Source organism: Shewanella sp. 10N.286.52.E4 (assembly GCF_041468785.1).
Lineage (GTDB): Bacteria > Pseudomonadota > Gammaproteobacteria > Enterobacterales > Shewanellaceae > Shewanella > Shewanella electrodiphila.
The window spans coordinates 136,085-156,417 of record NZ_JBFRJJ010000019.1 but is presented as its reverse complement, the minus strand read 5'-3'; the positions used below and the strand labels follow the sequence as shown (position 1 = coordinate 156,417).

Annotated in this window: 21 protein-coding genes; 8 read left to right on the top strand and 13 right to left on the bottom strand. The window is 41.2% G+C overall.

Annotation, left to right across the window (positions count from 1 at the left end; translation table 11 throughout):
• Positions 1-56 precede the first annotated feature (56 nt).
• The gene (locus AB4153_RS10380) at positions 57-782 is read right to left on the bottom strand and encodes a nucleoside-diphosphate sugar epimerase (RefSeq protein WP_371997309.1); all 726 of its coding nucleotides are present in this window, start codon (positions 780-782) and stop codon (positions 57-59) included.
• Between the two features lie 148 nt (positions 783-930).
• Between AB4153_RS10380 and AB4153_RS10375 the strand changes: the two genes are divergently transcribed.
• Both AB4153_RS10375 and AB4153_RS10370 read left to right on the top strand, forming a co-directional pair.
• The gene (locus tag AB4153_RS10375) at positions 931-1,305 is read left to right on the top strand and encodes a PH domain-containing protein (RefSeq protein ID WP_229371473.1); all 375 of its coding nucleotides are present in this window, start codon (positions 931-933) and stop codon (positions 1,303-1,305) included.
• A gap of 125 nt (positions 1,306-1,430) precedes the next feature.
• Positions 1,431-1,604: a YbaM family protein gene (locus AB4153_RS10370; protein ID WP_303515443.1), complete on the top strand. Its 174-nt coding sequence runs from the start codon at positions 1,431-1,433 to the stop codon at positions 1,602-1,604.
• 43 nt (positions 1,605-1,647) lie between these two features.
• On the opposite strand, the gene AB4153_RS10365 is transcribed toward AB4153_RS10370, so the two are convergent.
• Entirely contained in the window at positions 1,648-3,267 is a 1,620-nt protein-coding gene (locus AB4153_RS10365) for a methyl-accepting chemotaxis protein (RefSeq protein ID WP_371997308.1), read from the bottom strand.
• 504 nt (positions 3,268-3,771) lie between these two features.
• On the opposite strand from AB4153_RS10365, the gene AB4153_RS10360 reads away from it, so the two are divergent.
• From AB4153_RS10360 to AB4153_RS10350, 3 genes are all read left to right on the top strand, one after another.
• The gene (locus AB4153_RS10360; RefSeq protein WP_102528188.1) at positions 3,772-4,443 is read left to right on the top strand and encodes a nitroreductase family protein; all 672 of its coding nucleotides are present in this window, start codon (positions 3,772-3,774) and stop codon (positions 4,441-4,443) included.
• A gap of 48 nt (positions 4,444-4,491) precedes the next feature.
• On the top strand, positions 4,492-4,794 hold the full coding sequence (locus AB4153_RS10355) for a DUF1330 domain-containing protein (RefSeq protein ID WP_229371468.1): 303 nt from the start codon (positions 4,492-4,494) through the stop codon (positions 4,792-4,794).
• Between the two features lie 363 nt (positions 4,795-5,157).
• Positions 5,158-6,219 carry a DnaJ domain-containing protein gene (locus AB4153_RS10350; protein WP_371997307.1) on the top strand — a complete coding sequence of 354 codons (1,062 nt, stop codon included), beginning with the start codon at positions 5,158-5,160 and terminating at the stop codon, positions 6,217-6,219.
• Between the two features lie 132 nt (positions 6,220-6,351).
• On the opposite strand, the gene AB4153_RS10345 is transcribed toward AB4153_RS10350, so the two are convergent.
• The 4 genes from AB4153_RS10345 to AB4153_RS10330 all read right to left on the bottom strand — a co-directional run bounded on the left by AB4153_RS10345 (position 6,352) and on the right by AB4153_RS10330 (position 9,520).
• Positions 6,352-6,567: a TIGR02450 family Trp-rich protein gene (locus tag AB4153_RS10345; RefSeq protein WP_371997306.1), complete on the bottom strand. Its 216-nt coding sequence runs from the start codon at positions 6,565-6,567 to the stop codon at positions 6,352-6,354.
• A gap of 199 nt (positions 6,568-6,766) precedes the next feature.
• Positions 6,767-7,369, bottom strand: a complete 603-nt coding sequence (locus AB4153_RS10340; RefSeq protein ID WP_371997304.1) for an HAD family hydrolase — start codon at positions 7,367-7,369, stop codon at positions 6,767-6,769.
• 47 nt (positions 7,370-7,416) lie between these two features.
• On the bottom strand, positions 7,417-8,046 hold the full coding sequence (locus tag AB4153_RS10335; RefSeq protein WP_102528192.1) for a CIA30 family protein: 630 nt from the start codon (positions 8,044-8,046) through the stop codon (positions 7,417-7,419).
• Between the two features lie 94 nt (positions 8,047-8,140).
• Positions 8,141-9,520, bottom strand: a complete 1,380-nt coding sequence (locus tag AB4153_RS10330) for a DUF4397 domain-containing protein (RefSeq protein WP_371997302.1) — start codon at positions 9,518-9,520, stop codon at positions 8,141-8,143.
• 239 nt (positions 9,521-9,759) lie between these two features.
• On the opposite strand from AB4153_RS10330, the gene AB4153_RS10325 reads away from it, so the two are divergent.
• Positions 9,760-10,932, top strand: a complete 1,173-nt coding sequence (locus AB4153_RS10325; RefSeq protein ID WP_102528194.1) for an endonuclease/exonuclease/phosphatase family protein — start codon at positions 9,760-9,762, stop codon at positions 10,930-10,932.
• Between the two features lie 146 nt (positions 10,933-11,078).
• Here AB4153_RS10325 and pepN read toward each other — a convergent pair whose 3' ends face one another.
• The 6 genes from pepN to AB4153_RS10295 all read right to left on the bottom strand — a co-directional run bounded on the left by pepN (position 11,079) and on the right by AB4153_RS10295 (position 17,739).
• Complete coding sequence (gene pepN / locus AB4153_RS10320; protein ID WP_371997300.1) at positions 11,079-13,715, bottom strand: aminopeptidase N; 2,637 nt, start codon at positions 13,713-13,715, stop codon at positions 11,079-11,081.
• Positions 13,716-13,832: 117 nt separating this feature from the next.
• On the bottom strand, positions 13,833-14,426 hold the full coding sequence (lpoB, locus tag AB4153_RS10315; RefSeq protein ID WP_198589569.1) for a penicillin-binding protein activator LpoB: 594 nt from the start codon (positions 14,424-14,426) through the stop codon (positions 13,833-13,835).
• A 56-nt stretch (positions 14,427-14,482) separates the two neighbouring features.
• Positions 14,483-15,850: a COG3014 family protein gene (locus AB4153_RS10310; protein ID WP_371997298.1), complete on the bottom strand. Its 1,368-nt coding sequence runs from the start codon at positions 15,848-15,850 to the stop codon at positions 14,483-14,485.
• Positions 15,847-16,416: a peptide deformylase gene (gene def, locus AB4153_RS10305; protein WP_102528198.1), complete on the bottom strand. Its 570-nt coding sequence runs from the start codon at positions 16,414-16,416 to the stop codon at positions 15,847-15,849. Before def ends, AB4153_RS10310 begins: the two co-directional genes overlap by 4 nt.
• A 108-nt stretch (positions 16,417-16,524) precedes the next feature.
• Positions 16,525-16,737, bottom strand: a complete 213-nt coding sequence (locus AB4153_RS10300; protein WP_102528199.1) for a SlyX family protein — start codon at positions 16,735-16,737, stop codon at positions 16,525-16,527.
• A gap of 36 nt (positions 16,738-16,773) precedes the next feature.
• On the bottom strand, positions 16,774-17,739 hold the full coding sequence (locus AB4153_RS10295; protein ID WP_371997297.1) for a WD40 repeat domain-containing protein: 966 nt from the start codon (positions 17,737-17,739) through the stop codon (positions 16,774-16,776).
• 149 nt (positions 17,740-17,888) lie between these two features.
• Between AB4153_RS10295 and fkpA the strand changes: the two genes are divergently transcribed.
• Complete coding sequence (gene fkpA, locus AB4153_RS10290; RefSeq protein WP_102528201.1) at positions 17,889-18,647, top strand: FKBP-type peptidyl-prolyl cis-trans isomerase; 759 nt, start codon at positions 17,889-17,891, stop codon at positions 18,645-18,647.
• 114 nt (positions 18,648-18,761) lie between these two features.
• On the opposite strand, the gene AB4153_RS10285 is transcribed toward fkpA, so the two are convergent.
• Entirely contained in the window at positions 18,762-19,730 is a 969-nt protein-coding gene (locus AB4153_RS10285; protein ID WP_102528202.1) for a zinc transporter ZntB, read from the bottom strand.
• Positions 19,731-19,942: 212 nt separating this feature from the next.
• Here AB4153_RS10285 and AB4153_RS10280 point away from each other — a divergent pair, with 212 nt between their 5' ends.
• Positions 19,943-20,314 carry a YacL family protein gene (locus AB4153_RS10280; RefSeq protein WP_102528304.1) on the top strand — a complete coding sequence of 124 codons (372 nt, stop codon included), beginning with the start codon at positions 19,943-19,945 and terminating at the stop codon, positions 20,312-20,314.
• Positions 20,315-20,333: the final 19 nt, after the last annotated feature.

The window sequence follows — 20,333 nt, the reverse complement described above, 5'->3', positions numbered from 1 at the left end:
GGCGAAGCGCCACGACGTTGATTTTTCAAAATGATAACTAAAAGTTAGGATAAAACTCAATTAACCAATCGATGCATCTGTTTATTATCAATAATCCTAACCATTACATTATCAAGCTTACTGTCGTTAACTAAATCGGCATCAGTTACTAACTCTTTATCTTGTATTGCAACAGCCAGCATATTGTCAGCCACAAGCTTGCCGGTAATGGGTTTGTACTTGGCTAAAGGGCCAATAAATATCCCTGAGGCAATAGCAAAAAACTTCTGGCCTATATCTTCTAAGGTTCGCTGACTGGCTCGCTCTCCTAATAACAAGCTTGGCTGAAATATGTAGAGTTTGGATAAGGGGAGGAGGCTTAAATCCTTCTGCACTTGGCCTTTTACTCGATTGTAAAACACAGTCGAATTCTCATTGGCATCTAGGGCAGTGACCACAAATAATTTCACCCCAGTCTGGCTTTGATACTCAATCGCAAGCTTGGCAAAGTCGATGACGGCGGTGTGGTCAACCTTGATAAAGTTTTCCTGACTACCCGCTTGTTTAATGGTGGTGCCAAGACAGCAAAAAGCGTGGTCAATACTGACAGGTAAGCTTAACTCGGTAAGCTGCTGTAACTGTGTTTCGACAAAGATAAGCTTTTCAATTCCTGCTATTTCTGCCGCAAGTTCAGGCGATCTTCTACCTATGGCCAACACGGTTTGATAGCGAGCATCTGCCAATAAATTTAACAATAAGTAATGGCCGATTAAGCCGGTTGCGCCAATGATAGCAGCATTCATAATTAGCCTTGAAAGTGTGGTTTACAGTGTCGTTAGAATACTTTAACAGCTTTTTGCTTGTTAATTGGGTGTAGATGCCGCACTATTTTATCCACTTTTTTATTCATTTAATATCTTAAGAATAAAGGTCATAACCAAGGAGAATGTGATGGGACTTTTTGATGCGATTTTAGGTAATTCCTCTGAAATGGATTTAGGTGAGTTACAGCAAGAGCTGTCACCAATTCTAGCCGACAATGAATCAGTACAAATGGGTTATAAACTGATCCGCGATATGTTTGTCTTTACTGATAAGCGTTTAATTTTGATTGATAAGCAGGGCATGACAGGAAAAAAGGTGAGTTATCATTCAATTGCTTATAAATCGATGACCCATTTTATTGTTGAAACTGCAGGTACTTTCGATATGGATGCTGAGCTTAAAATATTTATCTCAGGGACAGAACAACCTATTGTTAAAGAGTTAAAGAAAGGCACTGATGTGATTGGTATTCAAAAAGCGATTGCTAACTTTTCACTATAACTTATGAATTAACTTATGCAGTAACTCATGCTGTAATTCTTGCTTTGACTAACGGCTGTTTTCATTAACCGTCGTTTGGTTAAATTGACTGTTTTACCCGCTATTTGTATTGGAACGCACCATAGATGACAACAGAAAATCAGCCACAATCACCATTGAATGATGCGCCTAAATCGGTGCAACTTGCGGTCGATTTAATTCAATTGCTTGAAGAAAATAATATCGATACGCAAACCGCGATCGAAGCGCTACAAATCACATTAAATGACTTTAAAAGAAAGCAGCAACAGGGCGTGTAAATTAGCCTGTATTGCTGCTTTATCTGTTACTCACTTAAGACGATTAAATCGTGAATTTAGCAATGTTTGTATCAACTTGCTCTGACAGTAATTTCACATTTTCACTTTCATGGCTGGTTTGCTCACTTGCTTGACCTGTTTCCAGTGAAATATTACTGATATTGACCATGGCGCGAGCTACTTCATCAGAAACCGCTGATTGCTCAGTCGTTGCCGAAGAGATTTGTTCAGTCATTTGGTTAATGTTGTCCACATGCTGTACCACTAATTTTAAGTTTTGGTCTGTTCTAGCCGCTGCCTCTATGGTTTGATCAGTGGCTTCTTTACCTGCATTCATGCTGCTGGCTGCACTTTGAGCTAAGTGTTGTAGGGTCTCAATGATTTTGCTGATTTCCACAGTCGAGTTTTGAGTACTATGGGCTAAGCTTCTCACTTCATCAGCAACCACTGCAAAACCACGACCAGCTTCACCAGCTCGAGCGGCTTCTATCGCCGCGTTTAAGGCGAGTAAATTGGTTTGATCTGAAATGCTGGTAATCACATTGAGGACCTGTGCAATTTCTGCGGATCCCTGCTTAAGCTCATCGACAACCGCGCTGGCTTCATCAATTCTATGGGAGGTGTTATTTATTAATGTGATGGTATCTGTAACCATATCGCTGGCACCATTAATCATGTCGCTGGCTTCTGCAGTGGCACTTGCAGCGTTAAGGGTATTGCCTTCAACCTCTTTGATTGTCGCAGACATTTGCTCAATGGCACTGACTACGGTTTGAATTTCACCCGTTTGTTCTGAAACACTGCGATTGGTTTGTGCAGCAATCACTGATAGCCCTTCAGATGCACTCGACAGAGTTTTGGATGAGACATTTAAGCTATCGAGTAGCTGATGAAACTGGCTTAACATTGCATTGATTGATCTACTTAGCTGACCTAACTCATCATGATCATTGTCGATCACAATACGTTGTGTCATATCACCGGCTTCAGCTTTTAGCATCACCGCTTGAATGTGATTAATCGGTCCCGTTATCGCTTTAATAATGAAAAAGGAAATACTCAGCAAAATAACCAAAATGACACCGATAACTAACACCATAGTCATCATTGCTTTGTGGGCAGTTTCATTAATATCACTGATATAAATACCCGTTCCCACCACTAAATCCCATGGCTGAAACATTAATGAATAAGATAACTTGGGTTCAGGCTTACCATTGGCAACGCGTTTAAAGTCATATTCAACAAAGCCGCGATTATCACGATTTCGGGTGCCATCCAAAATCTCTTGATACAGGTATCCGCCATCATTGTCTTGGACATGGGCGATATTAACCGCTACTTTTGCGCCTTTTTGGGATGCGCGAAGGATCATGTCGGAAGTGAATGCGAAGAAATAACCGTTATGACCATAACTGAGGTTTTGTAGGGTAAGGTAAAAGTCTTGCTTTGCCTCATCAACTGCAAGCTCCCCGGTTTGCACTTTTTGATAAACCGATTTAAGAAGACTTTCTACCGATTCGACTTGTACTTGTAGTTGGACCTTTTTGGCTTCGAGCATTTTCTGCTCGACTAAATCGATACCTTTATATCCAACAGCTATAATGGCGAATAATGAAATGAAGACGAAGAAACTGATCTTATGCTTGATGGTAAAATTCATGTAAACCTTTAATTTTTATTATCGTGTTTTATTTGAATCTGCTTAACGGTTCTGTACTTGGTAACTTCCATATTAAATAATGTGTTATTTTTTGCGTTTCAAATAATAAAGTTAGTTATGATTGCGTTACTGGCGTAAGTTTTTTATTTGCCAACTTAAGTAAAAGGGTTGCTGATTATGCCCAAGAGGTTGCAGCATTAAAATTAAAATGATCGCTAGCTAAGGAGTTCGAACCATTGTGCTGGTCGGATGTGTATTGAGAGCATTTTTGACTTTTAATAGTTGAGTTTTCAGTTGTAAATATACAATGTAAGGTGGTGGTTTATGCATCACAGGCCGCAGTCTGCTTGCTTTGTAGCCATATGGTTAAGCCTTTACACTCTATAGAACTTTAGCGGCTACTTGCTCATGGAGCATATAACGATTGTTAACGGACGATAAATTGATAACTCGATAATTAGAACAAGACTCTAACCGTGCGAACTAAAATAATAAGGACTAGATATGACCGAAGCTCACCTGCCATTAACTGACTTTATCGAATATTCTCAAGCTGAGATGCTAGAACGTGCCAAGCAAAATTATCAGGATGTCAAAAGACGTCATTCTATTCGTAAATTTTCAGAGCGTGCTGTACCGCAAGAAATTATCGAGCAATGTATTTTGGCCGCTGGCACTGCGCCCAATGGGGCTAACCATCAACCTTGGCATTTTGTCGCGATAAGCGATGCTGATGTAAAAGCTCAGATCCGTGAGCAAGCAGAAGCCATTGAACAAGCTTTTTATGCGGGGCGTGGTGGTGAAGAATGGTTAGATAATTTAAAACCATTGGGCACCAATGCTGAAAAACCTTACCTTGAAAAAGCCCCTTGGTTGATTGCTGTTTTTACTAAAAAGCGCAGCGAAGATAATGGTGAGCAAAAGCAGAATTATTATGTTCATGAGTCAGTGGGAATTGCGACAGGTTTTTTACTGCAAGCGCTGCATAACGCAGGCCTAGGTACACTTACCCATACACCTAAACCTATGTCTTTTTTAAGCAAGGTTTGTGGCCGTGATAGTGATAACGAACGCCCATACATGCTGATTATTGCGGGTTACCCTGATGAGGCCGCCACAGTGCCTGAACATGCATTACAGAAGAAATCGTTAGCAGAAATCAGTGATTTTATTTAACTGGCAGCGTTAGTGTTAACACACTGAATATTAGCAAGTGAGGTAGCAATGGGCTTTCAACGAATAATGGCTTTGCATGTTCATGATGAACTTGAATATCAGGCTTATCGCGATGCAATGCTGCCAATCTTGCACTTTTACGGTGGTGACTTTGGTTATGATTTTGCAGTATCTGAGGTACTAAAGTCTAAAACCAATTCTCAGATTAATCGAGTGTTCACCATTGATTTTCCTTCAGAAGAGGTGATGAATGCGTTTTTTAGTGATGAGTCCTATTTGTCTGTAAAACAACGCCACTTTAATGCTTCTGTGACAAGTTCGACGGTTATTGGCTTACATGAAACTGATTAATAATAATTGAGCGCCAAGAGCTTGTTGTAAAAGCTTCTTATAAAAGCTTCATCTTATAAAACGCTGGCTGAAAGTTATCGCTTTAATCAGTGGCTGTATTTTCTTACCTATCTTATGTCCTCAATAATCATTTGTCTCATTATTAACTTTCATTAATGTACTGTTTTAAAAACCTAATTTAAGGTCTAGTTAAGGCTTTTTATGGCTGTTTGTTGCTATAGTCCACATATGGAATAACGGCTATTCCATATGTAATGTTTATTTGAATTATGATGTTGTCTGAGCGACTTATCTTGCTTCAAAAGGTCGTTGTTGTAATCAATTTTAAAAAGCATTAGCTGTATGAGGAAGGGCCAAGCATTAATGGAAAATTTATATCATAGCTTAGGGATTACTCAAGATGCTGATCATGATGCGATAACTGATGCGTATGAAAGCTTGTATCTTTTTTATCACTCAGCTGAGTATCAAAGTAAATTCGCAGATATTGATATAAAACTTGCCAATATTGCCGTTTCTTATGAGATTTTAAAATGTGCTACAAAGCGTAAATCCTATGACGACATGTGGCAACTTTATCTGGCAGAGAAATCTTTAGCGGCCTTAGTCGATATTCCTGATATGAGTTATGAATTTGAAGTAGATTCAGTGGTGATGGAACACTGGAGGGAAGTGGCAAACAAATATCCTCAGTTGAATGAGTTATACGAGAGTTTAGCTTGTCTATCGACCGTTCTGGCATATTCTTTCAAAGCGTACATTTTAGATAGTCAGCGCTATGAAGAAAGTGAACGTTTAGCCTACATTATGTGTGCCCAATACATACAAAAATTTTTTGGTGAAGACCAAAATATTAAACCGTTAGCAGAAGGGTTATTAGCAGCGACTTCGCCATCGGATTCAGTGACTACTGATGAGTTGTTTGATGCACAAGGCATCGAAGTTAATTTTCAAACGGTTGCGAATACGGAAACTGAAATTATTCTTTTATCTGAGCCTGTAACTCAAATGTCAGCCCAATCAAAAGCTGAGTTGAAAAAGCTAGCCAGAACCAAAGCTAAAAAGAAGCTTAAAGCGAGAATAATGGCCAAATCTAAAGGTATGACTAAGCCAATATCTACAGCCGAGCATTTAGCTAAAAAACAAACTCAAGCCCAAACTCAAGTGCTATCCATTATTACACCTAAAATAGCTGCGCCTTTTGAGGCTAATCAGCCACAGTTAACTGAAAAAAGCGATCCTAAAAATGAGCAAGAGTTAGGGATGAGCGCGAATAAAAATAGCCATTTTGATACGACACAAAGCCATATGGAACGCTTGCTTGCAAGTGAATCTCGTCAGCTTCGTCATTCCACTAAAAAGGCGACAGCAAAAGGGAGTTTGATTTTGTTTGGTTTGTTCTTAGTTTCAAGCCTTGCCGCCTAAAACCTCAAGCCTTGCCGCCTAAAACCTCAAGCCTTGTGGCCTAAAATATCAAGTATTACGGCCTAAAACCTCTAGCATTTTCGACTGATACATCAAGATTTCTGCCGGAAATACCCAGGCGTTAGCAATGCTTTATTTCCAACCTTGGCGCCAAAGCTGAGTGTCTTTTAGGTTACGCCAATTAATAGCAAATTCTTCAGCATTCATTTCTGCACGAATAATACATTCTAGTACGTTTCCATCTTCATCATAAGTCACTTTTATCACTGAAAAGTGCTTCAATTTATTGGTGACATGCACTTTAGTCCACTTACTGTGTAACAGCTTTTTTGGGTGTAATGGATTCATTGTTTTCTCATCAGTAGGAAAAAGGCAAAGGATTGCTGACTGAGTTGAAAGATACGTTGCAGCTTATGGCTTGGTTCACTGAAGGTGGCTTTACCTGTGAAAGCGTGCCATGTATGCCAATAACTAAAGCTAAAACTAAAGCTAAAACTAAAGCTAAAACTAAAGCTATAACTATAACTAAAACCGTAATAGGGCGAGTTTAGCGTTGATTATTCGCTTCTAATGCTGTTTGTAGCTCTTTTAAATCACTGACAATAAAGTCCGCTTGGTCTTGGTATTCTGCGTGTTGGTTGTGATTGATAAACACTGATTGCATCCCTGCATTTTTAGCTGCTTGGATATCGTATAAATAATCGCCTACATAGATAAGCTGGCTGACAGGAATATCCCACTGTTTGGCAATGGCAAGTAACGCATCTGGTGCGGGTTTAGCAGGGTAACATTCACGGGTTAACACTAATTCCATGGCAATGTTATTTTGCGACAGTTTAGTTGCTGTTGCGGTTTTACTATTTCGGGTCACGATGGCTGTAGGCAGTGACAGTTGTTGCAAACTGGCCAATAACGCATGCATATGAGGCAGCGCCTTGGCATTCATTGCATCAAGAGCTTCGTGCTCAATAATGATTTGATGGGCTTGTTGCTGAGCATCTATTGATGGCATGTCTTCGATAAAGTCGAGAACGTCAGTATCAAATGGACAGTTTAACTGTTGCTTAATTTTACCAAAGTCCAATTCTGACTCAACTAAAGTGCCGTCTAGGTCGAATATTACGCCTTTAATATGGGTCATTGTTTTCATTTGGGGTCCAGTTGTCTTGCCGTGATAGGGTAAAGATTATCTGATATTTAATCAGTAAACGTCATAGTATCGAGCATCAGAGAAAAGTCTCCCTGTTGTTTATCGGCAATCAGTAGGCCGACTCGGTCGATATCTTCAAATAGTAATTCAGGTGCGTTGACGTTTCTACCACGAAATTGCGAATTAAAATCACCAGCTGTAAACCTGTGTTCAGTGCGCTGACCTGCAATGGTATTAAAGTGAGCCACATAAGCTTCACCAAAGGAAAGTTTCGGTGTCTTAAAGCGTAATTGGTAACGTTTTCCGTCACCTATTACAGTTAATTTTACGGCGTTGGCTCGCGGAATTATCGCGAGTAAACGATACTCCATTGATGCAAAACCACCATTGTTGGCAAGTGAAACATTGCCGCTAAAAACGGGCTTATCTTGGCGTTTATCGCGGTTAATTTCACTTGATGAGATGCCGCCCATTACCGTGTCATTACTGATTTTGGCTGCTTGAAGTTGCTGTTGGGAGTTAAATTGTATTTCCATAGCACTCACTGAAGGTTGAAAAAATACGATGGAGCTTATAAAAAGACTGCATAAACACAGGTTTTTCAATAGTACGCCTATTACTACTGAAGTATACCGCTGTAATAACTGATGCATATTGGCGAGTGAATTTTTCATCATTTATTTTCCTCATAAAAAAGCGACTTATCTCGGGTGGAGGATAAGCCGCAAAAGGGTCGGACGGAGATAATCGTTTACGAGTGAATGGCCTTGATTATTCTTCGGCGACAAAATCGTCCATTAAGATAACCGAGAACATTGAAGTATCATTTTCTGCATCTACTGCTGCAACACTGTATAAACCGTTGCCTGCAAGTGATACAGCTAGCGGGCCAATCGCTACTGTTTTAGTGCCTGTGACAGTCACGCTGACAGTGTAATCACCCGGTGCGATACTCAAGCTGCCTGATGCCGCTTTGAATGGGACATCAGTGAGAGCAGGTGTTGCATCACTGATATCAGCAGTCGAGGTTAAATACACGTCGACGTTGCCTGCAGAGTAAGAGGCATGAATGACATTCAGGCGCGCTTCAGTCGCAATGCGGCGTGTATGTTCAGCAAAAGCCCAAGGTGCAATGTCGTTGTCAGTGAGAGAACCGACGGCGAGTACTGAGTAGCTGCTTCCTAGCATTAAATCGAGTTCGGCGTCGGTAATAACTTCTACTGAATTGTCGGCATCAGCCGCAACGGTTACTGTGTGCATGCCTTCTGGGATATTGACGTAGCCTGCAAGGTTACCGAATGAAAGCATATCAATGGCCGGCGTTGAGCTGCCATCTAAAAATACATCGACAGCTGGGGCATCGGCAACGGCATGTACTACACGGATATCACTGCCACTGCTAACATCGTTCAGTAGTACTTGGCCTTCAGGTAGCGCAACTAATAAAGCAACAGGAGAGTTACCTGACCATTCATTTGGAATTGCTGAAATTAAATAATCCATTCCATCGGCTAGGTTAACTGTGCCTGAATCGAATACGACATTCTTGTCACCGGATGCTGTAATTCTAATCTGGTAATCAGCAGTTGGTACGGTGAGTTGGTCACTATTATCCATATAGTTTGCTGATAATGTCGGCTCCATCATTGAGATGTCGGCCATTGGCGCTGTGACATAAATATCAACCAGTCCTACTGCTGGAGTGGCATGTAAAACTTGGACTCGGGCATTGCCGCTATCAATGGCACTTTCTTCATTAGCAATGAGCTTTAGCATTAGCGTTTCATCACTGACATTACCTAATGCGACGGCGGTATATTCCATGTCTTCTGCTGTTGCTAGCTCAGCTTCAAGTACTGTTAATGTGCTGCCATCAGCAAGTATCGCATCGACATTGATGGCATAAGTTGCCGTAGGTACTTCGAGTAAACCGCTAGACATGGCGTAATCGACATCAGACAGTAAAGCTGCACCATCAGCAGTAACATTGACCATTGGCGCGTCGCTGCCAGCATGAATAACGCGTACTTCAGCATAAGTGACAACTGGCGTTTCGACCTCTGCATCAGTGACTGTGTCATCGTCATCATCTGAACAAGCAGTTAATCCAATCAGTGAAAAACATAGGGCAAGAGAGTAGATCCTTTTCATCGTTCTTTCCTCGAATTTGTTTCTGTAAACGAATTATAAAATTGACTTTTTGATTACTGATTTCAGGCGCTGATTTCGAGGGGTAATACGGCAGTTGCTAATTTAGGATCATTTTTCGATTAATGAATTTTCACAAAAAGATGGTTCAAGATCATTTTGATATTGATTGTAATTAACATCGACACTTAATCGATTTGGCTTTAATCTGTTGTCAGAATAGGGCTTTTAGGCAGTTTGCGGTGATTCAGACCAGCAGTAAAAAACAGCAAAATAAACAACAAAATTTTAAAGTGGTTTCGTTTAATTTATTTAATTTTATCGAGCCGCCAGCGGCTTATTATGACTTTGAAAATATCTATTCTCACCAGCAATGGCAGAAAAAATGTGCTTGGATTTGTGATTATTTAACCGAGCATCAACCAGATATTATTGGTTTTCAAGAAGTCTTTAGTCCTGATGCATTAAAGGCATTAATTGCGCCTTTGGGTTATCAGTATTTTGCCGCTTTGGATGAGCCGAGTTTAATCAGCGATTATGTCTATCAAGACCCTGTAGTTGCTATTGCGTCGAAATATCCCATTACTGAATCTGCGTTAGTGACTCCCGATGAAACCTTGTTTCCGTTAATGGGAATTGCTAATGATTTTAGTTTTAGCCGTAAACCGCTACGGGTAAAAATTGCGTTAGCTGATTTTGGCGAATGCGAATGTTATGTGGTGCATTTAAAGTCAAAACGAAGTGGCATGGGCGTCGAACGATTAGCTGATTCTGGCATGACAGGCGGCGCTGATATTATGGCGAGGCAAGCATTAGGAAGCTGGGCTTCAAACATGCAGCGGGGTAGTGAGGCGGCATTATTGTTTAATGAAATCGCTAAGCAACGGAGTCAGACACAATTACCAGTGTTACTCATGGGCGACTTTAATGACACCTTGCAAAGCACTGCGTTAGAGGCCTTTCGTGCCAATGGGAAACGTGTTTTTAGAAACGATATTATTGATCCTGAACTTAAAAAAATGAATGACCAAACTCTGGCGGATGCGTTTGCGCAATTTAGCTTATTCGACAGTTATGATTTATTTAAAACCGGTCAAAAGCTCAATGCTACTTTGGCTCAAGATGAGTATGAATCAGGTCTACATGAAGAGGACTCTGACATTGCCGAAGATGTGTTGCCGCCTGTTGACCCTTTAAAATATGCTCGCCAGTCAACTCACTATTTTGGTAATACAGGCTCGGTGTTGGATTACATTTTAGCCTCATGTGAATTTGATGCATCACACCCAAGAAACCTGGCTGAAGTCAGTGATTATCAAACCCATGATCGACATCTTGTTAGGGCTGATTATGCAAGAGACAGTGATAGTACCGATCATGCCCCTGTGATGATGACATTTACATTGAGAAGTTAACCAAGCTATTTACTGTCATTACTTACTGTCATTACTTCCTGTTATTAATTGCTGGTTTAAAACAAAAAATGCAGCTTCATTTCATGAAGCTGCATTGGTGAACTCTACATTTTAAAATGTAGAGTTATCTTGCATATATGTGTGAACTAGTGAGTTAACATTTCGCTGATTTTGACACAGCGTTGCTCTTTTTGACGGGTTTCTAATAATGCTCTACGGGTCATTTTCGACAAGCCTGTTTCGGTATCTAACACTTGATTAATCGCGGCGATATTGGCATTGGTACATGCGGTTGGAATTAACCTACGATTATAAGCTCGCATAAATACAGGTCCCTTTTTATCGACTTCTGCAATATTGGCTAAACGCTGCTCTGCTGTCGCTGCACTTAATAACTTTTGCTCACTTGGGTATAAGTAATTCATCGCTACGCGCAGTTTTGAAAATGGCATATCAGTGTCATTTTCAATGGTATGGAGCCACTGACGCTTTGATCTTGCTTGAGGTCGAATGACTTCAGCGGCTATTGCAGATTTCTGGCCTGAATCTGATAAGTCGCGATGTTTTTCTTCAATGGCAATAAGGCCACTTTGTGGATAATCATATTGATTGAGTTTGATAATGATTTTCCAGCGTAAATCTTGGCTGATATTTAAGCCTGTAATCGTCGCGTTGCCTTCCAGTAGATCGGCGAGGTGATCCAATGCGTGCTGACTACTCGCTAGGCTAACATAGGCATCAAACCAGCGGCGCTGGAAGTCAGCATTGTCACGATGTTCCATTGCCATGCGTAAGCTCATTTGAGTCAGAGCCTTACCGACTTTAACTGCATACGCTTTATGATTCGGCGCCATGCTGTCGAGGTAATACTGAGCCTGTTTTAAGTTACCGATGACTTGACCTAAGATAGTGTAGTCTTGTTCAAGCGGTGCATTGACTAGTGCGACATTGATGTATTGTTTAAGAGAGGTTTTACCGTCACTGACACTGTCCCACATGCTTTGCCACAACATTGAACGAAGCAGTGGGTCACTGACCTTACTCAGCTGCTGTTTTGCGGTTTCAAATGAGCGTTCGTCAAGTTCGACTTTCACATATCCCCAATCTTCAAAGTTTGGGTAAACCAAGTTAGGGCAATGGCTACCGATAAGTTCAGGCACTTCGGTTCGCTCGCCTTTGTATGTGACCGCAACTTTGGGGCCTTGATGGATTGAGTAACGGGTTGCATCAAATAATGCCACTTGTACACGTTGTTCGCGTAATGTCGGTAATGCATCACTTGGCGCAGTTTGAATTAACGCAAATTCGCTGACTCTGTCATTGTCACAGCTGTACTCAGCTTTTAAGGTGTTTACACCTGCTTGATACAACCAGTCTTGAGTCCACTGGGATAAATCACGCCCACTGGCTTGAGATAAACTACCAATAAAATCATCGAGTGTGGCGTTTTGATAACTGTACTTGGTTAGATATTGCTGCACACCTAGTTGAAAGGTGTCTTCGCCTAATAAATGCCTGAGTTGTTTCAGGGTGGATGCACCTTTTGAGTAGGTGATGGCGTCAATATTATCAAACGCATTCATGCTGGTAGGTACAGGCACTTCGATAGGATGAGTGGTGACTAAGCTATCCTGACGATAAGCACTTTGTTTACCAGTCGCATAAAACGTTCGCCAAGCATGACTAAACTCCGTTGCTTCGCTGGTGGCTAAAGTGCCCATGAAGGATGCAAAGCTTTCGTTGAGCCATAGGCCATTCCACCATTTCATTGTGACTAAGTCACCAAACCATTGGTGCGCCATCTCGTGCATGATAACACCAGCTAAGCGCTGTCGCTGGGCTGCCGTCATCGTGTCTTTGTACATGAAACGGTTTTCAGCAAAAGTAATGGCGCCTGCATTTTCCATCGCGCCATATAAAAAATCAGGGACTAACAGTTGGTCGTATTTTTTAAATGGGTAGTCGATACCAAAATAATCATCAAAGAATGTTAGGCCTTGCTTCGTGTAGGTGAACCAGTCTTCAGCGGTGACTTGTTCGGCAACCGATTGACGGGCAAATAAGCGCATTGGGTATTTGCCGCTGTTGTCTTCCCAAACATGATAAGGACCCGCATGCATCGAGAAGTTGTAAGGGCTAAGCTTAGGCGTGACTGGAAATGTCCATAGATTGCAATCAGCTTGCTCTTCAATGTTACTCTCGCGCATGGTGCTAATGACGCTCCAATCTTTAGGGGCGTTAACTGTGATTTGATAAGTGGCTTTTAAGTCGGGCTGATCAAATACGGCAAACATTTGCTGAGCGGCAGCTGGCTCGAAATGAGAGTACAAGTACACCTTGTCATCAACAGGATCGACAAAACGATGTAAGCCTTCGCCATTGGTGCTGTGTTCGCGGCTGTATTCGACTTCAATGGTATTTTTACCATTGCTGAGTAACTGCGAATTGATACTGATATAAGCATCGTTATAATTCGGGTAAATGCCTTTACCATTAATGGTGAGCTTGTTAATTGTGGCTTGATTCAAGTCAAGTGTCAGCGGCTCTTTATTGCTGCTAAGGTTGAAATCTACTTTAGTGATAGCACTAAAATGACTTTCGCCAGTAAGATTAAAACTCAGCTGATAATTCACTTCTGAGACGACATTAGAGCGAGCCATTGCTTGGGCTTCGCTGATATTGGCACTGCCATCACGTTCTGTTGCAATAATCTTAGGAGTGCTATTACAAGCAAATAAGCTTGCGCAAGCAAGCGCGACGATAGACGACTTAAACAGGTTCACAATTTCTTCCCTAAATATTTATTATTGTTTTTTGGAACTAGCGTTTTATTCAATGACTATTGTTTACAGTTGTAAAAAAGCCGACTGGAAGTCGGCTAATTAAAGTTTATCAGAGGCTTATAAGCCTAAGAAAGACTTAGATTTAACTTTACGGATTTCTTTTTCATCAGACCATTCGATTAGGCCTGTTTCTAAGTCCATTAGACGCATGGTCATTTTGTAGTATACGTCTTTTGTGCTGCCATCTTGCTTGACGATGCTAGATAAGTTGCCGTACAGCATGTACTGGGCACCGACTTGACGACCGAATTTAATCGCAGTAGACGGGTCAACCATACCAGCATTGTTTTGGTAGTCTAGTTGCTTACGCACTGAGTCAACTTTAGTCATATCGATAAAGCGGAATTTACCTGAACGTAATAATTTATTGCTGATGGTATCAGTGACGGATTCTGTATCGATATGCTCAGAGGTTTTGTTTTTGATTTTATCAACAAAGATAATTGGGCGATCGTTCTGTGTCATGACGATGACAGGCGGGAACGTCAGCATGCTATCAACCATTTTTGCAGCAATGGCTTGTAAATCAGTTGAACCGAAGTTTTCATTAACGGTTTCTACTTCGGTTGCATCGCCATATTCAACCTTAGATTGACAAGCTGATAGCCCGATTACAGCGGCTAAAACAAAAATCAGTTTAAAATGTTTCATAGTAAGTTCCATGTTGGATATGACTTATAAGTAGTCGAGTTAAATAAATAGTTGAGTTAAATAATTATTGAATAAAAACGGGTTTGATTACCAGTCTCTATCACCCAAATTAATGTTGCCCGATTAGGTTGTACATCAATTTTGGCAGCAGGACTGTTGCCTAAACGGATTTGGTACTCGCCTGGTTCAATATATTGGCGGGCGATTTGTGCCTGTCTTGGTAATGTCAGCCAGCTACGTCTGTCAGCTTGCTCGGTCACTACATTAAAAATCTGCATTAAAATTGCTGCTGCATCGGCTTCGTTATTACGGCGCTTACTGCTACTTTCAACACTGCGAGTCATTTCAGACTTAGTATAGACCCGCGCAGCTTGGCGTACCAAGGCTGCAGGTAAATCTTCTTTTAGTGCGTTAATAGCTAAGGCATCAATATTGGCAATTGGTTCCGCTTTTAATACGGTTCCGAGACCTTGGATAGTCGAAGGTTGAATCACTTGGCGGTGTGGCTGATATGTAGCCAGTGACACTGTTTGCCAATTACCATCAATAGTAAACGGAACGGTTAAGCTTTGTTTTTCAGGCACGAAGCCTTTTTCGACCACCATCACCACTTGGCCTTGGCCTTTTTTAGGTAAAATAGCATCTCCCCAACGACGCTTAAACTCATCGTATTGAGGCATAGACAATTGTTTAGCTAACCTGACTAGATCTTGCTGCAGGTATTTATTGTTTGGTGTGATTTGTGCCGCTTTACGGTAATCAATATAGGCATCATTGGGCTCGCCTAACAGTTCATGAAGCAGACCTGTTGTGTAATAGCTATATGCATTTAAAAAAGAACTGGTAACGGTGCCAGTGGCTTGATCTAGCTTATTGATTTCACTGTCGATAGTGCCGTTAGCCATTGCTCGTACCGATTTTTGCGATTTTTGATAGCGTGCCTGTTCACTGGCTTGTAGTTGATTACTTCGACGCACTTCGACTAATGCACCTTGTGCATCACCAGAAAACAGATAGTTAAATGCTTGATATTGATGAACCATGATCCGTTCATAACCTGGTCCACGGTAAGGTATTGCGTTGTCGTTTAGCACTAAACTACTTGCGGTAGCAGTTAAGTCAGATGCGCTAATGGTTGCTCTGTCATCAAACGCTTTATAAGCCTGAATAGCTGCTTGATAGTAGGTTTTACTGGTTTCGAAATCGCCCGAAACCTGGGCGACGCGGCCCGCTTCTTGAGCATATAACAAGCCATCATTGGTATCTATTTCACCCGCTAATTCTGACAATTTAGAACTGGGTGTAGGGCTTGCAAGTTGCTGTTTAATCGGTGCGATCTGCGAAGGATAGTTTATCAATATGCTATTGTATGCACAGCCAGTAAGACTGAAACACAGTAGACCTATGCTAAGCAGTTTATTCATTCGACAGCACCTTGCGTGTGCTGATTTTGTTGATTTTGTTCAGTACTGATTTCTTGATTGCCAGCTTGTGATGAATTTTGGTCAGCCATAGTTATCCGTTCAAGCAAAGTAATTCCCTGTAAATGATCAAATTCATGCTGAAAAATGCGGGCAACAAAATCACTCAGTTGCTGCTTGATAACCTCTCCGCTTAGAGATTGATACTGAACATTAATTGTTTTGTGCCTTAATACGTCAACACGCCGTTCAGCGATAGATAGACAACCCTCGCTCCCCAGCTCCATTTCATCTGAATAAGCAATAATACGTGGGTTAATCACAACGGTTGCCGAGGTTTCTGGTGCATTTGGATATCGGTCATTAGATCTTGAATGCATGATAAATACAGCTAAATCACTAAATACTTGCGGCGCAGCAATTCCGACACCATTTGCAGCTGTCATCGTGGCTATCATATTCTCAGTAAGCTGAACCAGAGCTGGATCAAATGATATGACTGCTTGTGCTTGACGATTCAAAATGGCTTCACCAGATTGTGCTATTGTCATAATGTCACTTGCAGGCATAGCGTTCCTTAATGCTTCATTGATAGTGATTTGTATAAGATAGCTTGTTGGTTTACTCGTCAGTGAATATAGCAAACATCACTTTAGTAAACATGCTTTAGCCAACACTTAATAATGTGGTGGCGGGGTTTCTTCTGATGCTGAAGCCATGTTGCTGGGCTCAATGGCTTGTAGCTTATTTAATATTAATGACATTTGGTGTTGTTGAAATGCCACTAAGTCATTTAATTTAATCACTTCTTGGTTAAGATCTTCAAGTGTTATCTCCTGAAAAGCGACTTTCATTTCTAGATCATCAATCTTTTGTTGCATGTCTTGCATTACTTCCTCTCATCGCCATAGAGTTGCGCATTGCGATTATGGCAATGGCCCCCATGACTCAACTAAACCTTGATTACTGATACTCACAATCTGCTGTTGGGCATCACTTGCAATAGAGTATACAACGGCACCTCTATTTTGACTGTTTTTAGTTAGCTGAATTTGCCTGTTTGCCAGTTTTTTACCTGTTTGGGTTTGCCATAGAATAATTTCTTTCGATGGCGAGCCGGTTACTAGGATTTTATCTTGTTGAATAAAGCGTGCACTACTGAAAGTCATTTGACGACGATTAATGGCAAGAGTTGATAATACCTCGCCGCTATCGCTGTAATAAATCGCGCCGTTGCCTGTAATATCACTGGCAAAACTAAGTTGGCCGTTCTGGCTAAGGGTGACTTTGCCAATACGAGATTCAAGTTGCCATTGGTGAACCGGCTGACCCGTTTGCGCCTGCCACAGGATCACTGAGCCATCATTTGAGCCACTCAGCGCCAATTGCCCATTTGCTGAAATAGACACACTGGATACTCTTTCTTGGTGGCCTAAAAATTTGATCAGGCTTTTTTGTGGTGCAAAAGACATCACTGAGCCATCAACTAAACCGACTAAAGTTTGGGCATTATTAGCAATTGCCACCGATTGCGCTGAGGCAGGAAGTGACCACCAACCAATAGATTCACCAGTATTAACATCCCAAATCGCCAATGAGTCTGCGGTTAAGGTGGCAGCATATTGCGCGTTGGAAGAAAGGGCTGTGTCGAAAACATTATTGTCAGTGGACTGCGCATCACTGCCATGTTGCCAGCGAAATTTTAAGGCTTGTTTATTGAGGTCCCATAACTGAACACCATTGCTAGCCGTGCTCACTAAAGCAAGTTGACCATCTTCAGATAAGCTTGCGCTATAGCTTGAATCTGTGGTGACACTAAACACTTTTTCAGCCGCGGGTTGGCAACCCAAAAGGGAGCAGATACACAATATCAGCATAGTAAGTCGAAACATGAACTTGCTCCTGTAAAAGTTGTCTCAAAGGCAGTGTTATTATTCAGGCCATTGCAAAAAACACTTTATTTAGTATAAAGTGGCCAAATATATACAAATTTTTTACCTACAGGTTATTGTAACCGCTATAGGACGCTGAGGAAGCTTTAATGAAATCTATTTACAAATTATCGTTAGTTGCACTGGCTGTTGTTGGTCTTACTGCATGTAACCAAGAACAAGAAGTCGTGGCAAAGAAAGTTGAATTAACAACTGACGCGCAAAAAGAAGCTTACAGTGTTGGTGGCTCAATTGGCCGTTACATGGCTGGTCATATTACCGAGCAAGAAGACCTAGGTTTCGCTGTTGATCGTACGTTAGTGATTCAAGGATTTAGCGATGGTTTAGCTGATACTTTAGATCTTACAGAAGAAGAAATGCAAACTGTACTTCAAGGTCTTGATGTTAAATTAAATGAAAAACGTGCTGAACAAGCAGAGTTATTAGCAAGCCAAGCTGTTGAAGAAGGTAAGAAATTCCTTGAAACCAACAAAGCTAAAGAAGGCGTTGTTACGACTGAGTCTGGTTTACAGTACGAAGTGCTAGAAGCCGGTGAAGGCGAGACTCCAGTGGCAGAAGACACTGTTGAAGTACACTACAAAGGTACATTAATCGACGGTACTGAGTTTGATAGCTCATACAGCCGTGGCGAGCCTGCTAAGTTCCCTCTAAACCGCGTGATTCCTGGTTGGACTGAAGGTGTTCAATTAATGCCTATTGGTGCTAAATACAAGTTCGTTATCCCATCAGAATTAGCTTATGGCGAACGTGATACAGGTACTATTCCAGCTAACTCAACGTTAGTGTTTGAAGTTGAATTATTGTCTATCGAAAAAGCACAAGTTGAAGCAGCACCAGCTGCTCAGTAATGTGTTGATGCTGCGTTTGTAGCAGCTATCGATTAAAAAGGACGCTATATGCGTCCTTTTTTGTGGGCAAAGGTTAACTGTAAACAAAATTTAATAAAATTATTTATGCAGATTTTATAACCATTTCCAGCGGTAAAATAACCACATTTGAATAGCGACGAGTAGAATTAACCCACCAGAGAACATAGCAAAAGCCCATGTGTTTTCGGTTCCGGGAATACCGCCAATATTCACTCCAAGCAATCCGGTTAAAAACCCAAGCGGCAGAAAAATTGCCGATATCAGTGATAGAAAATACAAGCGCTTGTTAAGTTGCTCAGCCTGCTGAGATTGAAGTTGCTCTTGAGTGACGCTAGCGCGATCGCGAACAGCATCTAAGTCTTCTATGACCCTGATTAACGTTTCGTTTATTTCGCGTATACGCAGTTTATGTTCAGAGTTGAACAACACATGGCCATCGTTTAATAGCCGAGATAAGGCATCCCGTTGAGGTGAAAAATAGCGCCTTAACGTGACTGTTTGTTTTCTAAGTTCAGCAATATCAGAGCGAAGCGACGAACTTATTGGTGCAGTAATTTGGTCATCAAGATCATCTAATTGATCTTCGAGATTATGTATTAGCTCCATTTTTCGGTGCGTTAATCGTTCACAAAGTGATACTAAAAAGTCAGCACTAGAATCAATACTGTTAGGTTTACTGATAATTTGTTCCGCGATGTCTTTTACTGACTGAAGTTGACGCTCACAGGTTGAAACTATTCGATGTTGCTGGGCAAAAATACGCATCGATACCATGTCTTCAGGTGAAGAATTAGGATTTAGGTTAATGCCGCGTAAAACCATTAATACCCCATCTTGAGAGCTTAATGAGCGTGGACGAGTATGCTCCGCTAATAAGGTATCAGTTTCCGTTTGCGGCAGTTGGGCATCGATAACCCATTGTTTTGCTTCTTCATCGCTGTAGCGTAAATGCACCCATAATAATCCGTCTTCAGGTTGCCATTGATTAAGTTCAGATGGCGTGATGCTCTGACCTGCATTAGGGCCTGATAAGAGTAAGCAATAAATAAAACCTGTATCCATATAAGTCCTGACTCGCGATGATGAACGTGTACTGTGATTTGTCGTGCTGAATGTAAGATTAAGTGGTGAATGTATAGGCAATAGTAGCACTGAAGATAAAAATGACGGATTTTTTGTTCATCTGCAACATTTTCATTATTTACGCGTTGTGACTGCGCAGTTTTAGCTAACATCAGTTAAAATAAGATCAAAGCCTAATGTTGAGTTTTATCATGGAATACGAGTTTCGCCGTAACAGTTTAGACGGCACTTTATTTGCTGAATTTAGTATGGAACATGCCATTCTAGGTCGCTTTTTTGCCGAGCGATTGGGTAATGATATTGAGCAGTGCAATAATATTATTAAGCAGATTGAAATTATTAGGGCTAATAAGCAAAATGACTGGCTAATGCATAGTCGTGATTTAGCCTTGTTGATCGACAGTGAACAAGTCAGAGTGTTCGCAATTGCTATCGACTTTGATGAAGATTTTGATTTGGAAGAGTCGATGAGCATGTACGATTCAGAGTCTGAAGCTTATTGTGGTCTAGAGGATTTTGAGACGGCACTTAAAAGCTGGATGGAGTTCATCCTTAAGCGTTAAGAGCTAAATGTTAAGAGCT

Bases quoted from the DNA above. Each gene is read 5' to 3' on its own strand.
- AB4153_RS10310 (WP_371997298.1), bottom strand. From the start codon at position 15,850: ATGAATAAACTGCTTAGCATAGGTCTACTGTGTTTCAGTCTTACTGGC.
- AB4153_RS10380 (WP_371997309.1), bottom strand. From the start codon at position 782: ATGAATGCTGCTATCATTGGCGCAACCGGCTTAATCGGCCATTACTTA.
- AB4153_RS10345 (WP_371997306.1), bottom strand. From the start codon at position 6,567: ATGAATCCATTACACCCAAAAAAGCTGTTACACAGTAAGTGGACTAAA.
- AB4153_RS10335 (WP_102528192.1), bottom strand. From the start codon at position 8,046: ATGATGAAAAATTCACTCGCCAATATGCATCAGTTATTACAGCGGTAT.
- AB4153_RS10330 (WP_371997302.1), bottom strand. From the start codon at position 9,520: ATGAAAAGGATCTACTCTCTTGCCCTATGTTTTTCACTGATTGGATTA.
- def (WP_102528198.1), bottom strand. From the start codon at position 16,416: ATGCCTGCAAGTGACATTATGACAATAGCACAATCTGGTGAAGCCATT.
- AB4153_RS10360 (WP_102528188.1), top strand. From the start codon at position 3,772: ATGACCGAAGCTCACCTGCCATTAACTGACTTTATCGAATATTCTCAA.
- fkpA (WP_102528201.1), top strand. From the start codon at position 17,889: ATGAAATCTATTTACAAATTATCGTTAGTTGCACTGGCTGTTGTTGGT.
- AB4153_RS10295 (WP_371997297.1), bottom strand. From the start codon at position 17,739: ATGTTTCGACTTACTATGCTGATATTGTGTATCTGCTCCCTTTTGGGT.
- AB4153_RS10280 (WP_102528304.1), top strand. From the start codon at position 19,943: ATGGAATACGAGTTTCGCCGTAACAGTTTAGACGGCACTTTATTTGCT.
- AB4153_RS10300 (WP_102528199.1), bottom strand. From the start codon at position 16,737: ATGCAAGACATGCAACAAAAGATTGATGATCTAGAAATGAAAGTCGCT.
- AB4153_RS10285 (WP_102528202.1), bottom strand. From the start codon at position 19,730: ATGGATACAGGTTTTATTTATTGCTTACTCTTATCAGGCCCTAATGCA.
- lpoB (WP_198589569.1), bottom strand. From the start codon at position 14,426: ATGAAACATTTTAAACTGATTTTTGTTTTAGCCGCTGTAATCGGGCTA.
- AB4153_RS10350 (WP_371997307.1), top strand. From the start codon at position 5,158: ATGGAAAATTTATATCATAGCTTAGGGATTACTCAAGATGCTGATCAT.
- AB4153_RS10370 (WP_303515443.1), top strand. From the start codon at position 1,431: ATGACAACAGAAAATCAGCCACAATCACCATTGAATGATGCGCCTAAA.
- AB4153_RS10365 (WP_371997308.1), bottom strand. From the start codon at position 3,267: ATGAATTTTACCATCAAGCATAAGATCAGTTTCTTCGTCTTCATTTCA.
- AB4153_RS10375 (WP_229371473.1), top strand. From the start codon at position 931: ATGGGACTTTTTGATGCGATTTTAGGTAATTCCTCTGAAATGGATTTA.
- AB4153_RS10340 (WP_371997304.1), bottom strand. From the start codon at position 7,369: ATGAAAACAATGACCCATATTAAAGGCGTAATATTCGACCTAGACGGC.
- AB4153_RS10355 (WP_229371468.1), top strand. From the start codon at position 4,492: ATGGGCTTTCAACGAATAATGGCTTTGCATGTTCATGATGAACTTGAA.